The organism is Tardibacter chloracetimidivorans (assembly GCF_001890385.1).
GTDB lineage: Bacteria > Pseudomonadota > Alphaproteobacteria > Sphingomonadales > Sphingomonadaceae > Tardibacter > Tardibacter chloracetimidivorans.
In genome coordinates, this window is record NZ_CP018221.1 from 460,574 (window position 1) to 473,568 (window position 12,995).

Annotated in this window: 25 protein-coding genes, 1 tRNA gene and 1 pseudogene; 14 read left to right on the forward strand and 13 right to left on the reverse strand. The window is 64.8% G+C overall.

Annotated features, from left to right (window positions below):
- Positions 1-10: 10 nt before the first annotated feature.
- From ssb to BSL82_RS02405, 9 genes and pseudogenes are all read right to left on the reverse strand, one after another.
- Positions 11-478 carry a single-stranded DNA-binding protein gene (ssb, locus tag BSL82_RS02380; RefSeq protein WP_072595866.1) on the reverse strand — a complete coding sequence of 156 codons (468 nt, stop codon included), beginning with the start codon at positions 476-478 and terminating at the stop codon, positions 11-13.
- Positions 457-627 carry a hypothetical protein gene (locus tag BSL82_RS20240; RefSeq protein WP_158010624.1) on the reverse strand — a complete coding sequence of 57 codons (171 nt, stop codon included), beginning with the start codon at positions 625-627 and terminating at the stop codon, positions 457-459. The genes ssb and BSL82_RS20240 overlap by 22 nt, the downstream gene beginning before the upstream one ends.
- Complete coding sequence (locus BSL82_RS02385) at positions 624-914, reverse strand: DUF4031 domain-containing protein (RefSeq protein ID WP_072595867.1); 291 nt, start codon at positions 912-914, stop codon at positions 624-626. Before BSL82_RS02385 ends, BSL82_RS20240 begins: the two co-directional genes overlap by 4 nt.
- The gene (locus BSL82_RS02390; RefSeq protein ID WP_072595868.1) at positions 911-1,531 is read right to left on the reverse strand and encodes a hypothetical protein; all 621 of its coding nucleotides are present in this window, start codon (positions 1,529-1,531) and stop codon (positions 911-913) included. The genes BSL82_RS02385 and BSL82_RS02390 overlap by 4 nt, the downstream gene beginning before the upstream one ends.
- A 43-nt stretch (positions 1,532-1,574) precedes the next feature.
- Positions 1,575-2,135 (reverse strand): hypothetical protein, encoded by a 561-nt coding sequence (locus BSL82_RS20885; RefSeq protein ID WP_226998725.1) that lies wholly within the window; start codon positions 2,133-2,135, stop codon positions 1,575-1,577.
- A gap of 121 nt (positions 2,136-2,256) precedes the next feature.
- A pseudogene (locus BSL82_RS21675) lies at positions 2,257-2,751 on the reverse strand (DNA cytosine methyltransferase); the annotation flags it as partial.
- On the reverse strand, positions 2,748-2,912 hold the full coding sequence (locus BSL82_RS20245) for a hypothetical protein (RefSeq protein ID WP_158010625.1): 165 nt from the start codon (positions 2,910-2,912) through the stop codon (positions 2,748-2,750). The pseudogene BSL82_RS21675 and the gene BSL82_RS20245, both read right to left, overlap by 4 nt.
- Positions 2,909-3,415: a hypothetical protein gene (locus BSL82_RS02400; RefSeq protein ID WP_072595870.1), complete on the reverse strand. Its 507-nt coding sequence runs from the start codon at positions 3,413-3,415 to the stop codon at positions 2,909-2,911. The genes BSL82_RS20245 and BSL82_RS02400 overlap by 4 nt, the downstream gene beginning before the upstream one ends.
- A gap of 65 nt (positions 3,416-3,480) precedes the next feature.
- Positions 3,481-3,969, reverse strand: coding sequence for a hypothetical protein (locus BSL82_RS02405; protein ID WP_072595871.1), 489 nt, complete (start codon positions 3,967-3,969; stop codon positions 3,481-3,483).
- Positions 3,970-4,055: 86 nt separating this feature from the next.
- On the opposite strand from BSL82_RS02405, the gene BSL82_RS20250 reads away from it, so the two are divergent.
- Positions 4,056-4,265, forward strand: coding sequence for a hypothetical protein (locus BSL82_RS20250; RefSeq protein ID WP_158010626.1), 210 nt, complete (start codon positions 4,056-4,058; stop codon positions 4,263-4,265).
- On the opposite strand, the gene BSL82_RS02410 is transcribed toward BSL82_RS20250, so the two are convergent.
- The gene (locus BSL82_RS02410; protein WP_072595872.1) at positions 4,225-4,692 is read right to left on the reverse strand and encodes a hypothetical protein; all 468 of its coding nucleotides are present in this window, start codon (positions 4,690-4,692) and stop codon (positions 4,225-4,227) included. The genes BSL82_RS20250 and BSL82_RS02410 overlap by 41 nt on opposite strands.
- Positions 4,689-4,952, reverse strand: a complete 264-nt coding sequence (locus BSL82_RS21680) for a carph-isopro domain-containing protein (protein WP_418361269.1) — start codon at positions 4,950-4,952, stop codon at positions 4,689-4,691. The genes BSL82_RS02410 and BSL82_RS21680 overlap by 4 nt, the downstream gene beginning before the upstream one ends.
- A gap of 96 nt (positions 4,953-5,048) precedes the next feature.
- Between BSL82_RS21680 and BSL82_RS02415 the strand changes: the two genes are divergently transcribed.
- Complete coding sequence (locus BSL82_RS02415; RefSeq protein WP_158010627.1) at positions 5,049-5,618, forward strand: LexA family protein; 570 nt, start codon at positions 5,049-5,051, stop codon at positions 5,616-5,618.
- On the opposite strand, the gene BSL82_RS20255 is transcribed toward BSL82_RS02415, so the two are convergent.
- The gene (locus tag BSL82_RS20255; RefSeq protein ID WP_158010628.1) at positions 5,576-6,325 is read right to left on the reverse strand and encodes a hypothetical protein; all 750 of its coding nucleotides are present in this window, start codon (positions 6,323-6,325) and stop codon (positions 5,576-5,578) included. The genes BSL82_RS02415 and BSL82_RS20255 overlap by 43 nt on opposite strands.
- 19 nt (positions 6,326-6,344) lie before the next feature.
- On the opposite strand from BSL82_RS20255, the gene BSL82_RS02420 reads away from it, so the two are divergent.
- The 12 genes from BSL82_RS02420 to BSL82_RS21685 all read left to right on the forward strand — a co-directional run bounded on the left by BSL82_RS02420 (position 6,345) and on the right by BSL82_RS21685 (position 12,910).
- Positions 6,345-6,557, forward strand: coding sequence for a hypothetical protein (locus tag BSL82_RS02420; RefSeq protein ID WP_158010629.1), 213 nt, complete (start codon positions 6,345-6,347; stop codon positions 6,555-6,557).
- Positions 6,554-6,706, forward strand: coding sequence for a hypothetical protein (locus BSL82_RS20260; protein ID WP_158010630.1), 153 nt, complete (start codon positions 6,554-6,556; stop codon positions 6,704-6,706). Before BSL82_RS02420 ends, BSL82_RS20260 begins: the two co-directional genes overlap by 4 nt.
- 35 nt (positions 6,707-6,741) lie before the next feature.
- A complete protein-coding gene (locus BSL82_RS02425; RefSeq protein ID WP_226998586.1) occupies positions 6,742-7,176 on the forward strand; it encodes a hypothetical protein in 435 nt (144 codons plus the stop codon).
- Positions 7,176-7,649 (forward strand): hypothetical protein, encoded by a 474-nt coding sequence (locus BSL82_RS02430; RefSeq protein ID WP_072595876.1) that lies wholly within the window; start codon positions 7,176-7,178, stop codon positions 7,647-7,649. The genes BSL82_RS02425 and BSL82_RS02430 overlap by 1 nt, the downstream gene beginning before the upstream one ends.
- A 3-nt stretch (positions 7,650-7,652) precedes the next feature.
- Positions 7,653-8,834: a DNA polymerase III subunit beta gene (dnaN, locus tag BSL82_RS02435; protein ID WP_072595877.1), complete on the forward strand. Its 1,182-nt coding sequence runs from the start codon at positions 7,653-7,655 to the stop codon at positions 8,832-8,834.
- Between the two features lie 2 nt (positions 8,835-8,836).
- On the forward strand, positions 8,837-9,004 hold the full coding sequence (locus BSL82_RS20265) for a hypothetical protein (RefSeq protein ID WP_158010631.1): 168 nt from the start codon (positions 8,837-8,839) through the stop codon (positions 9,002-9,004).
- Positions 9,005-9,015: 11 nt separating this feature from the next.
- Positions 9,016-9,168, forward strand: coding sequence for a hypothetical protein (locus tag BSL82_RS20270; protein ID WP_158010632.1), 153 nt, complete (start codon positions 9,016-9,018; stop codon positions 9,166-9,168).
- Positions 9,165-9,398, forward strand: coding sequence for a hypothetical protein (locus tag BSL82_RS02440; protein ID WP_072595878.1), 234 nt, complete (start codon positions 9,165-9,167; stop codon positions 9,396-9,398). The genes BSL82_RS20270 and BSL82_RS02440 overlap by 4 nt, the downstream gene beginning before the upstream one ends.
- Positions 9,391-10,377 (forward strand): DUF5131 family protein, encoded by a 987-nt coding sequence (locus tag BSL82_RS02445; RefSeq protein ID WP_072595879.1) that lies wholly within the window; start codon positions 9,391-9,393, stop codon positions 10,375-10,377. Before BSL82_RS02440 ends, BSL82_RS02445 begins: the two co-directional genes overlap by 8 nt.
- Positions 10,374-10,700, forward strand: coding sequence for a hypothetical protein (locus BSL82_RS02450; protein ID WP_072595880.1), 327 nt, complete (start codon positions 10,374-10,376; stop codon positions 10,698-10,700). The genes BSL82_RS02445 and BSL82_RS02450 overlap by 4 nt, the downstream gene beginning before the upstream one ends.
- Entirely contained in the window at positions 10,697-11,164 is a 468-nt protein-coding gene (locus BSL82_RS02455; protein WP_072595881.1) for a DUF4326 domain-containing protein, read from the forward strand. Before BSL82_RS02450 ends, BSL82_RS02455 begins: the two co-directional genes overlap by 4 nt.
- Before the next feature lie 105 nt (positions 11,165-11,269).
- Positions 11,270-12,910 (forward strand): recombinase family protein, encoded by a 1,641-nt coding sequence (locus tag BSL82_RS21685; RefSeq protein ID WP_072598555.1) that lies wholly within the window; start codon positions 11,270-11,272, stop codon positions 12,908-12,910.
- On the opposite strand, the gene BSL82_RS02465 is transcribed toward BSL82_RS21685, so the two are convergent.
- Positions 12,867-12,943 (reverse strand) — tRNA-Met (locus BSL82_RS02465). The two genes, BSL82_RS21685 and BSL82_RS02465, sit on opposite strands and share 44 nt — an antisense overlap.
- Between the last annotated feature and the right edge of the window lie 52 nt (positions 12,944-12,995).

The window sequence follows — 12,995 nt, forward strand, 5'->3', positions numbered from 1 at the left end:
TCACTTGCCCCTAGAAAGGAACGTCGTCGTCTAGATCGCTATCGAAGGGCGCGGACGCCCCTGCCCCTCCGCCAGCGGATGCCCCCTGCGCCTCCCGCGTCTGGTGGCTGGAATAGTCGTTGCGCCCCGGGTCGCTTTCGCGCTTGTCGAGCAGGGTCAAAGCACCGCGGAATCGCTGCAGCACGATCTCGGTCGAATAGCGCTCGATCCCGGCATTATCGGTCCATTTGCGGGTCTGGATCTGGCCTTCGGCGAAGACCCGGCTCCCCTTGCGCAGATATTTCTTCGCCACATCGACCAGGTTTTCGTTGAAGATCACCACCTTGTGCCATTCGGTGCGCTCCTGGCGCTGCCCGGACTGGTCTTTCCAATGTTCGGACGTGGCGACGTTCAGCGTCACCACCTCGCCGCCGTTCTGCATTGTCCGCGCCTCTGGGTCGCGCCCAAGATGGCCGATCAGCGTCGCTCGGTTAAGCATTGCGCCTTCCCCTCCATTTCCCTGTCAATCTGCCCGGCGCGCGCCTCGGCAAGCTCGATCGGCATTCCGACCTTTTCGGCGATATCGACCAGCAGCGCGCGGCCCAGCTGGCGGTAATGCACCTCGAATTGTGCCCAGGCGCGGCTCATGCCCGCCACTCTCGAGCAAAAGGCTCATCTTCAAGAATGCGCACCCGGATCGCTTTTCGGATCAGGTATCCCTGCCGCCGATCAACCACGAGCGCGCCATGCTCGATCGCTTTGCCGCGACGGGTGAGGCACACATCGTAGTGAGGGAAGCTGAACGGCTGATACCATGAGCGCCGCATGCCGATTCTCGCAGCCATGGCGTGAAGCTCATCCGCCGTATCGGCGAACATGTGGCACATCACCATGCGACCGAAGCGATTACGCTCGCTGTCGACGTAGACGCTCACTGGAAATCCTTCCAGTCGAACCAGCGCGGCGGCCCGGCCATCGCCATGCGCGACCAGATGAACCAGGCGAAATCCATGTTGGTGCTGCCGGCATCAACCGGGATCTCGGCGTCGCCCGGCCACATCGAAAAGCGGCGAAGGCTGACCAGCAACTGCGGCGCGCCAAATTCCGGAAAGGCGGTCCACAGATTGCGCCCGCGCCACTGCCCGCCCAGAAAGCCGATCGGCAGCAGCATGGCGACGTGCTGCGGTCGAAGGCTCAGCGCGTGACGCGCGAAGGCGGACGCAAGTTTGAACGGCGGATTGGTGATGATCGTCGGCGCCAGCGGTCGCTGTTCCAGAAGGAAATCGATCCCGCCTTGCCCAATGCCGCCGCGAAAGACCAGATCGGTCCCGATGACCGCATATCCCTTGTCGGCGATGACATTCGCCATCCGGCAATCGCCGCAGGCGGGCTCCCACACGGGCGACAACACGTCCGGTCCCGCCCAGAACGTCCAGTGATGGAGCAGCGCGCGCGTGACCGGCTCCGGCGTCGGATACCAGTCATCGGGATGCCGCTTCACCTTTGCGGCAGCAGCATCAGGGCTGGACGATCGCACGCGCGCAGCTGTCATGCCGCCATCCTCCCGTACACGGCAGCAAGCGCCGCCTCAGTCTTCAGGATTGCGCGCCCGATCGCTTCCGGGATTTGGGGGACGACGGCATCCCCGAACGCTTCGACGATGAGGGAAGCGGCAGCAGTCCCTTTCGGACCGCCGATTCCAACGCGCGTCCCAGCCAGCCTGGCGGAAAGCCCATCATCCAGTTGTAGGTGGCGGGCAAGGTCATCGAGGCTCCAGAGAGTCCCGCTTCCGTCAGCATTGCCGCGATCTGGCGGGCATAGGCCCATTTGTCCGGCGCGCGATCCGTCATCGCTCCATCCAGCACGGCGTCCATCGTCGGCGACTTCCGCTTGTCGTATGCCGGAGACCATGCATCCATGCGCTTGTCGCGCTTGGTCGGGGTCGGGAGTTTCCCGTCTATCAGGAAATGCACCATTTCCGCTGCCGATGGCGTCCGGTCGAATGAGTCCTCCGGCGAAGTTTCCATCCCCTTCGATCTTCTCAGAACAGAACCGCGCGGGGCCGCGTTGGCGGTGGGGGTGCCAAGCATCGCCTGCGTCAACTGATGCCGCACCGTTCCCATCCGGCCCGTGTCGCCATGACCGCCAGCCTTCATGTCCGATGCGCGAGGCGTGGAGAGGATCATCCGAAAAGGGTACGTCGAACCCGCGCCGCCTCCCGCTCCATTGCGCTGCCCATCCATCGCCATTTGCGTCGGCAACTTGCTCAAGGTCGCATCCGATGAGCCAGCTCCGGGGCCGTTCGTGATTGGCGCCGATGTCCCGAGCACGTACCACGAGCGGCCAGCAGGCGTAGTCGAGCGCTTCCAGTGCGGCGAGCACGGCGTCAGCGCCCCGAGTTCTGAGATTAGCGCTGTTCTCAAAAGCGAACCAACGAGGTCGGCACTCTCCGACAAGGCGGACGGCTTCGAAATAGAGGCCGGACCTCTCGCCGTCGACGCCTTTGCCCTTGGTGTTGGCGCTGCTGATGTCCTGACACGGCGGGCTTCCGGCGATGAAGTCGGGAAGGTATCCGAAATCTCCCAGAAGCCGCTCTGCCGTGAGGGTTCGGACATCATCATAGATCCTGACATCGGGATTGTTCTGCGCATAGATGACGCGCCGCCACTCCACGGCCTCACAAGCGGCCATAGTGCGGAACCCGGCGCGGTGCAGGCCAAGCGACCACCCGCCTGCGGCGGCACTGAACAGGTCGAGAACCCGCAATCTCACCGCGCCCTCTCCCGCATCCGCTCATATTTGCACCAGCGCGACAGGCCGATCTCCAGCTGGAATTGGCCGATGCGCACCACCAGCACCCGCCCGTCGAATGTGCGGTCGCGCTCATCGCAGATGCTCTGCAGCTGCAGCCCGATGTGAAACCAGCGGCTCACGCCCGCGCCTCCCGCAGCACGCCCCGCGACCGCCGCTTGACCTTGATGGTCTTGCGGATCGGCGGCAGGTAACGGACCTGCCCTGCGGCGGCGAGCGCCTTCAACGCCCGGCTGATCGCCTGCGGCGCTTCGCGCGAGGCAAGCGCGATGCTGCGCCGGTCGGGCATCGGCTCGCCAAATCCGTGCGCGCGGGCGATCTGAGTGGCGACGCGATGCACCGCGCCGTCCAACCCGCCCCGGTCGCGCCCCCGGCGCTCCATATCGTGAAATCCGGTCGCGGGCGGGCGCGGATGGGCGCGCCGCTCGGCGATGTAATCGTAAAGCCCCGGCCCGACCTTGCGTTGCTTCAGGGTCAGCAGGCCGGTGTCGTGCAGCAGCCGCACTTCGTCGGTGATATCGGCCCGTGGGCAGCGCTGCGCGCGGGCATAGGTGAAGCTTTCCCCGCCGCTGGCCTTTGCCATCCACTGGCGGAACGTCGACACCGATTGCGTCATTGCCTGCATGGAAGACCCCCCTGGAAAACCGTCACTCGCCACCCCGGCCCCCGCCGGGCATCCCTCGCCCGCCGTCAGCCGGGATCGTCGATCGCCTGGGCCAGCGCCGCGCGCAGGTTGACCGCGATCTCCAGCAGCTGCTCGGCATCGGCAATCAGCCCGTGCGCCTTCACTTCGCGCCCCGTCACCTTGCCGTCATCGGCCAGCGCGACGCAGATCTTGCGGGTGATGTCGCCCGCCTCTTCGGCAAGCCCGCCGATATGATCGTGCCAGTTCGCAGAAACCGCCCCCAGCTCTGGCAGCGCCACCAGGCCGAAGCCGGCCGCGCGCGCCAGATAGCGGGTGACATGCGGCGCGCCGGGTTCGCCCCGGGTCACGGCCTCCAGGTCCATCACCACATCGGCGGGCATGAACAGATCGGCGTTCACCGATCCATATTCGGAAAGCCGCTGCTGGCTCACGCGGCAGAACCCCGCCGCCGCCTCCTGCCCGCCGACGCTTCGCACCAGATCGCGCGCCGCCAGCTTCAGCCCCTGCTTTTCGGAATTGAGACGCTCAGCCATTGGCGCGCCCTTCGGGGGCGGGACTTGCGGCCCCACCCCCATCGACTATCGTGACGTCGTCGAAACCATCACGAAAGGAACTGGCTTTGTCCGTCGCTGAATTGCTGCTACGCGCCCTTATATCAACGCTTGTGCGCAAAGGCATGATCGACCAGGCCGATCTCGCACGCATGCAAAAGAGCATTTCAAGCGTGAAACCGGTCGATGGCAATGACGCAGCAGCCATTGCCGCCGCATACGATGCGCTCACCACCGTCATGCTCGGAAACCCGAAAGACGCCGCAGGAAGCGCTTGATCCGGTTGGGCCAACGCCTTTCCTCCCGCGCATGTCGGTGTTGATCCACCATATTGGCGAACACGGCATCCATCATCCGGTCGCCCGCCTCATCATCCATGGGAGTGAAACGTATCCCATCGGGGATAGTGCACTCACGGATCGTCGCGCGGATCGCCTCGGCGGACGCCTGATCGTGCGCCCGCAGCGCCTCGCGCACCATCTCGCGGATGCGCTCCTCCTGCTCGGGGGTGAAAGGTGCGCGCTCAACTTCCCCGCCGCTACGGCTGAACCCCTTCAGGCCGTCCAGCGCAAGGATCTTCATTTCTTCGAACAATTCGTCGGATCGGTCGGCACATGCCGCCCGCCGCTCGATACGACGCAACCGACGATCGATCACCGCCACCGCCGCCCCGATCAGCCAGATACATGACCAAAGCGCGCTCATGCCCGCGCCTCTGCGGTAGTTTCGCGTCCGTTACCGGATGACGGGCCAGTGGCGGCGGGGGTAACTGAGGCTCTATGACGCCTCACCAACTCATCAAGAGACTCCGCACCCAAGGCCCGCGCCGCCTCTTCAAGCTGAGGCAGCCGCCAACGGGGAATGCGATTTTTGGCCGTCCACGAATGGATGGTGCTCGTTGGCACATCAATGCGACGTGAGACCTCACTGATGCCGCCCAAGGCGAGGATGATATCTGCAACCATAGGTGGGACATTCCGATATTCGGAACGTCATTGTCAACCATGATTTTCCGAACTTCGCAATCGACGGCAATTTCCGAACGTCGCATGCCGTTCTTCATGACCGATCTGGACCTTATACGGGAGGCGATGAAGGCGAAGGGTCTTACCCACGCCGACCTCGGAACTGCGTTGGGTCGAAGCACCACCGTCGGGCATCAAGTCTATCATGGCCGCCGGCCATTGCGCGCCGCTGAACGCGATCTGCTGTTCAAGTGGCTCGGTATCACCGACGATAATGATTCCGGAGCACCGCCTATTCGACGGGTGCCAATAGCTGGCAAGATAACTGCCGGAAACTGGAGCGAGGCCGTCCAAGACCCGCAAGGCTGGGTTTGGTGCGAGAATGGCGGGCCGAACACGTTCGCTCTTCGGGTTGAGGGCGACAGCATGAATCTTGTCATCGAAGAAGGGGGCTATATCGCGATTGACCCCGACGATAAGGCGTTGGTTTCCGGCCGTATCTATGCCGTCATGAATGGAGATGGCGAAACGACCGTAAAGTGCTTCCGCACCGATCCCGCCCGACTTGAGCCCATGTCAACCAATGAGAGCCATCACACGATCATGCTTGGCACAGACCAGTTTCAGGTCGTAGGCCGAGTCGTTTGGAAAGCCTCGCCGCTTTGATCGGACGCGGCGAACGCCGCCCGAATATCATTCAACACAGCATGTCCTTTGGAGCCGCAGTGTTGTGCCATCTGAGTTACCACCTCCTGAAACTTTTTCTTCTGCTTCGTTGAAAAATCCGAAGAAATTGCCTGTAGCGCCAGAGAGAACTCATGCTCCGTCGCGTGCAGTTCAGAACACAAATCCGCAATGGCAACACGCTTTGGCTCAGTATACACCCCTCCCCAATGTGAATTTTCCAGCCTCCATTGGTTCCAAGCAGCGATAGCATCGCTCTCGTATTCAGATATTACGCCATCAGCTCGCGCGAGATATTTCAAGACCAACACAGGGCTTCGCATGCGAACCCAATCGTCGGGATGTATCCAGCCTCGATCATCCCAATTCCCGTCGCTTCTTGCTTTCGCCCGCGCCCGTTCGTTGAACCGCTCTGCCTCGCGCCGCGCCGCGCCGTTCAAGGGGTTTCTCGCCCGCTTGTTCCGCCGCTCCGGCCCTCTTGCTGACGTTGACCGGGTGGCACCGGAACCCCCGGAATCTTGGTTCAATGCCCCGGCCAAAGCAAAACCCACCAGCACAAGCGCCCCCAGTACAAGATATTCCATGAACGCCCCCGATCCGTGATCGGAAACAATGCGAAAACGGCGTCGCGCTGTCATTTCCGATTTTCGGATTGACAATTGCATTCCGATTATCGGAATATGGCCCATCACCCGATGGGAGGCGACCATGCTCAAGACTTCAACCGAATTTCCCCAGGTCGGCAGCCACGCGCTGCTGAAGGCCGGGCGCAAGCGCGTCCGCATCACCCAGCGCAACGCTGACGGCACGCTGCTGGTCAGCGGCGGCAACACCACCAAGACGGTTCGCCTGGACGAACTGCTGCCGATCGGCAGCGCCATGACGCGCGGCAGCGCCCAGCTCAGCCGGGGCGCGGCATGAAGCCGCACGGCATCGAGCTCACCGGCAGGGTCGCCCCGCACGGCGGCGTGTCACTTCGCGAGGGCCTGGTCTGCATGGGCATCGGCGCCGCGTTCGGCCTCGCCATCGCACTCGCCCTTCTCTGGGAGAAAGGGCTGCTGTCATGGTGATCCGCCACGCCATCGCCCATCGTGCGCTCCGCACCATGACCAGCCGTTTGCCGGATCTGGTGATCGGTGACCCCGCGCGTCCATATCTGAAGCGCTGGTACGTCATCCCGCGCAATCCGCTGTTCAACATCTACCTGCACCAGGTGCTGCGCTCGGACGATGATCGCGCGCTCCACGATCATCCCTGGTGGAATGTCAGCTGGCTGCTCGCGGGCGAATACGTCGAACACACGATCGACGCCGGCGGCATTCATCACCGTCGCCTCAGGACGGGCGGAGACTTCAAGTTCCGGAGCGCCCGTTCCCCGCACAGGCTCGAGATCCGCCCCGGCACGTCCGCGCTCACCCTGTTCATCACCGGCCCCCGCATTCGCGAATGGGGTTTTCACTGTCCCGATGCCGGGTGGCGGCACTGGCGGGATTTCACCGCCGGCGCGAACGGCGAAGTCGTAGGAAAGGGATGCGAATAATGAACACGCCCTATCTCTGGCCTGTCGATGACGGCCCCCGCCCCGATCGCCTGCCGCGAAAGGCCGCGCCCGGCCTGATCACCCCCGGCCAGGACGAAGACCGGCCCGTGATGGTCGACGACTGGATGATCGTCGCGATCGACGACGCCAACGACACCGGCGAGCTGATCGGCACCGCCGCCAGCTTTGGCGAGGCCTATGCAAAGGCCAACGCCGCGCCCCAGCACGCCGAAAGCGGGCGCTGGATCGCCGTCGCGCGGATCAGCTTCATGCAGACGCGCGGCCCCGATCCGAGCCGCCCGACCCGGCTCTGGTCGCGCGCCATCCGGCCCGATGCGCCCAAGGCTCCTCGCGTGCAGCACCCGGCGCCGCCCGCCGCCTCGCCCGTCGAGCTGCGCTTTCAGCGCTTCGCGATGCTGTGCCTCATCTGCCTTGGCGTCATCGCCATCGCATCCATGCTCCTGGGGAAATAATCCATGGCACGAACCGCCGCGAAGAAATCCGCGCCCGAAGCGCCGCCGATCACCACCGCCACCGTCAAGCGCCACGATCTGGCCGATGCGCTCAGCCTTGTCGCCAGCGTGGCACCCAGGCGCGCGACCATTCCGGTGCTGGAAGGCGTGCTGATCGAGACCGGCAATGCCCGGCTGCGGCTCACCTGCACCGATCTCGATACGCGCATCACCACCGCGATCGATTGCGACGGCGTGCTGAACGCGCCGGTGATCGTCAGCGCCGCAATGCTCCGCGATGTCGCAAAGACGCTGGCGGGCGATCAGGCGAGCCTTGCCCTTGATGACGGCAAGCTGGTGATCACCGCCCGCAACGGCGGCAAGCGGCGGCTCTGGACCATGCCGGTCGAGGATTTCCCCGACATCAGCCTGGCGACGCCGGACAATGCCGTCACCATGCCGCGCGACCTGCTTGCAAAGGCGCTCGGCAATGTCGCTCCGGCCCAGTCCGCCGAAGAGACGCGCTATTATCTGAACGGCATCCACATCCACCCGGAGCCGGGCCAGGGCGGGCAGGATCTGCGCCTTGTCGCGACCGATGGATCGCGCCTTCACCTGGATCGTGTGGAACTCGCCGAATTCGACGATGAGGCATGGCCCGACAGCGCGATCCTTCCCACCCGCGTGATCACCACATTGATCGGCCTGCTGAAAGCCGCAGGCGAGGATGTGACCGATATCGGCATGGAGATCTCGGCGCGCCACTGCCGGTTCACCGTCGGAGACGTAACGCTCTGGTCAAGGCTGATCGACGGGACATTCCCCGATTATCGCCGCATCGTGCCCGGCAGCCTGCCGATCCAGTTCGAATGCCCGGCGGCCGAGCTGGTCCGCGCCATCGCCGCGGTGGAACCGGTCGCGACCGAAAAGACCCGCGCCGTCCGCCTCCAGCTCGGCACCGCCACGTCTTCGGTCTGCATCACCACGGCCGAAGGCGGCGAGGCGATCGAGCCGATCGACGACGCCCAGCTGCGCATGGCCGATGAGATCGCCATCGGCTTCAACGCGCGGCTGCTGAAATCCGCGCTGCAGCTGTTCGGCGGCGAGCGGGCGACGATAGAGCTGTCGGACGCCGGCAGCCAGGCACGCCTCAGCTGCCCCGCGCACCCGGGCCTCACCATCATCCTGATGCCGATGAGGATCTGAGCATGGCCGCCCTGCTCACGCCCGAGACGCTGGAGCTGATCGGCCTCACGGTGATCGTCGCCATCATCGCCACGCTCATCGTCGTCGCGTTCTGGGATCACGATCCGGATGCGCCACCGCCCTGCGGCGGCTGCGACAGCGCCTCCTGCATCCACTGCAACCCGTTCTGAAAAGGATCGACATGCAGCAGCAAGCATCCACCGATTGCCCTGAGCGCGCCGACGCCGACCGCTGGCGGCGCGTCCATCTGGCGGGCGACCGCAACCCGCCGATCCGGCTCATCCGGGGGAAAGTCTTCGCCTTCCCCGCCAAGGGCGAGGTGCTTGGCAAATGAGCGGCGATCAGGACCTCTCACGCGAGATCCGCCACATGGTGCGCGAGGCCTCGGACATTATCGAGGATCCGCGCGCCGCGCAGGAAATGGCGATCGGCATCTTCGCCACCATCCTCTCGGCCGTGCCGCCCGTGCATCGGCGCATCATCGGCCTGCACTTGGTCAATCGTGCCATCGCCCATCTGGGCGACCAGCCCGCATCACCGAAAGGGATCACCATCCATGGCTGATCACACCCATATCGAATGGACCGACGCGACGTGGAATCCGGTCACCGGCTGCAGCGTCGTCTCGCCGGGCTGCACCAATTGCTATGCGATGAAGCTGGCGGGCACGCGGCTGCAGCACCACAAGTCGCGCTATGGACTGACGGTCGGCAGCAAAGCCGGGCCGGTCTGGAACGGCGAGGTGCGCTTCAACGCCGAATGGCTGGACCAGCCGCTGCGATGGAAGCGCCCGCGCAAGATATTCGTCTGCGCGCATGGCGACCTGTTTCACGAGAACGTACCCGACGAATGGATCGACCGGGTCTTCGCTGTCATGGCGCTCTGCCCGCAGCACATTTTCCAGGTGCTCACCAAGCGGCCAGACCGGATGCGCAAATGGGTCAGCCGCGCCGTGGGGCTCGCGCAGGCCGCACAGTGCGGCGGGACCGTTATCGCAGACGAACTTCCCTATGTGACGGGGGCGATCTGCCACCCTGCCGGGCAGCGCGACTGGCCCCTCCCCAACGTATGGCTGGGCGTGTCGGTCGAGGATCAGGCGCGCGCTGATCAGCGCCGGGAAGACTTCGCGAACACCCCGGCCGCGATCAAGTTCGTCAGCTACGAACCCGCGCTCGGTCCCGTGGACTGGGAGGGATGGGATTTCATCGACCAGATCATCAGCGGTGGCGAATCCGGCTCAGCCGCACGGCCATCGCATCCGGATTGGCACCGCGCCGCGCGTGATTTCTGCGCCGCAAACGACATGGCGTATTTCTTCAAGCAATGGGGTGAATATGCGCCGGGCGAAATCGCGGGCGACTATCTCGACCCGGAGCGGGTCGCCAAGGGGATCAGCCTTTGGGATGGCCGCTGGGAAGAGAGGTGGTCATATCCCGATGGTCACGTCGACGACGAACCAGATCTCTACCGCGTCGGCAAAAAGCGCGCCGGTCGCCTGCTCGATGGCGTGCTGCACAGCGCATTCCCGCAGGTGCGGGCATGAGCCTGCTCGACAGCTTCGGCTATGTCCGTTCGGAATGCCGCATCCTCGAAAGCGTCGGCTATGAGCGCAAGATCAAGGCGCTGGTGCGCGAGGTGGAGCGCCGCCGCCGCGTCTATCCGGCTATCGTCGAAAGCGGCAAGGCCAGCCAGGCCGACGTGGACGAAGAGATCGCCGCGATGGAGGCGATCCTGTCCGATTATTGGGACAAGCTGCTCACCATCCAGATCGGCGGCGCGGCCCAGGAGCTGGAGCGGCGCAGGCGTTGCCTCGACGCCGGCATCGATCCGCTCACCTTTCAGGAGCCGCAGGAGAAAGCCGCGTGACACCAAGGCGCATCAAGCGGGGCCGCACCCTGGGCTGGCGCATGCCGGAGAACACGGTCACGGTCGACCGTCGCACCAAATGGGGCAACCCCTTCAACCTGAAAGCGTCCGAACACTGCTGGACGGCGCTCGCCTGCGGCTGCAAGGGCGACCCTGCCGGCCGCCAGCGCGCATCGGTGATCCTGTTTCGCGAATGGATCAATAACGCGGCGGCGTGCCGGATCCAGGACTGCGGCCTCTATGCTGAACGGGAAGGCGAGCGCGTCGCCTTTGCAACGTCTCCCGCGATCACCGCGCCCCAGCCACCTGCGATCGAAGACATCCAGGCCGAACTGCGCGGCAGGAATCTCGCCTGCTGGTGCAAGCTGTGCGAGGCGCACCAGGACGGCCTCCCGCTTGGCGTCCAATGCGATCAATGTGCGCCGTGTCATGCCGACGTGCTGCTGGAAATCGCAAACCGGTGAAGCCCGCCGCCGCCCCCTTGCAGCGCCAGCCGGACGAGGCCATTCTCCGCCTCGCCAGGGCGCTCGCACGCGCAGCGGCGAGAGAGGATCACAGACGGCTTCAGGATGAACGCGATCAGCACTAAGGCGGCGATCTACGCCCGGTTTTCAACCGAACTCCAGAGCGACCGCTCGATCGACGATCAGGTTGCGCTGTGCCGGGCCTTTGCCGAGCGCGAAGGTCTGGAAATCACGGCCGTCCATTCCGATCGCGCGCGCTCCGGCGGCTCGCGTTTCGGTCGCGAAGGGCTCGATGCGCTGATGGAAGACGCACGCGCCGGGCGGGTGGGCGTGGTCATCGTCGAGGCGCTCGATCGTCTCTCGCGCGACATGGAGGATCTCGCCGGCATCCATAAGCGGCTCACCTTCCAGGGCGTGCAGATCCGCGCGGTGCACGAAGGCGCGGTGAACACTGTTCTGGTGGGCCTGCGCGGCCTGATCGGCCAGCTCTACCGCGAGGACAATGTTCACAAGATCAGGCGCACCATGGCGGGCATTGCGCGCGACGGCCGTTCCGCCGGCGGGCGCGCCTATGGCTACCGGCCGTTGCCGGGTAAGCCGGGCGAGCGTGTGATCGTGGAAGAGGAAGCGGCGATCGTCCGGCGCATCTATGCCGAATATCTGGCCGGAAGGACCCCGCGCGATATCGCTTGCGGCCTCACCAAAGACGCGGTTCCGGCACCCTTCGGGGCGCGCTGGAACGCCAGCACCATCGTTGGTTCGCGGGCGCGGCAGAACGGCATTCTGCACAATCAACTCTATGCCGGCAGGCAGGTCTGGAACCGCGTGCGCATGGTCCGCGACCCCGACACCGGCAAACGTGTATCGCGCGAGAATCTACCCGAAGAATGGACGATCACCGATGTGCCGGCGCTGGCGATCGTTGACAGCGACACCTTCGCTGCCGCCCAGGCGCGGCTGTTGGCGCGGGGCGGCGCGCGGCCATGGGAAAAGCGTCGCCCGCGCCGCATCCTTTCCGGGCTGCTCAGGTGCGGCGCATGCGGTGCGGGCATGTCCACGATGGGAAAGGACAAATCCGGACGTACCCGCATCAGGTGCACGGCCCAGGCCGAGCGCGGCGACTGCCCCGATCCGGCGACCTTCTATCTCGACACCGTCGAGAAGGCGGTGCTCGACGGGCTGCGCGGCGAGCTTGTTCACCCGACCATCATGACCGAATACGTTCGCGAGTACCACGCCGAACGGCAGCGACTGGCGGCTGACACCATCTCGCGACGGGCGGATATCGAACGGCGGCTCGCCGCGATCGACAAGGAAGCCGAACGCGTTACCGATTGGCTGGTGAAGGGCGTGGGCGACGTCGACCGCCTCGATCGGCGGGCAAAGGAACTGATGGTCGAAGAATCCGCGCTGCGCGAGCAACTGGCGTCGTCTGGCGAAGCCCCGAACATCGTAACCCTGCATCCGCAGGCGCTTAAACGCTACGAGCAGCAACTCGGTGAATTGCACAGCGCGCTCGGCCGCGCGCTGGAGCACGGCGTACAGGAAGCCGCCGACGCGGTGCGCGACCTGGTCAGCAGCATCACACTCGCCCGCGCCACCGACGGCGGCATAGCAATCGATATCGAAGGACGTCTCAACGCTTTGCTTGGCCCCGTCGCCTACCCCAACAGCCGCCACACAGCCGTGTCGGGGGGGGTGATGGTAGCGGAGGAGGGACTTGAACCCCCGACACGCGGATTATGATTCCGCTGCTCTAACCAGCTGAGCTACTCCGCCCCGAAAGGCTGACGCGCAGGCGCTATAAGCAGGACTCGCATCAAGGGTCAAC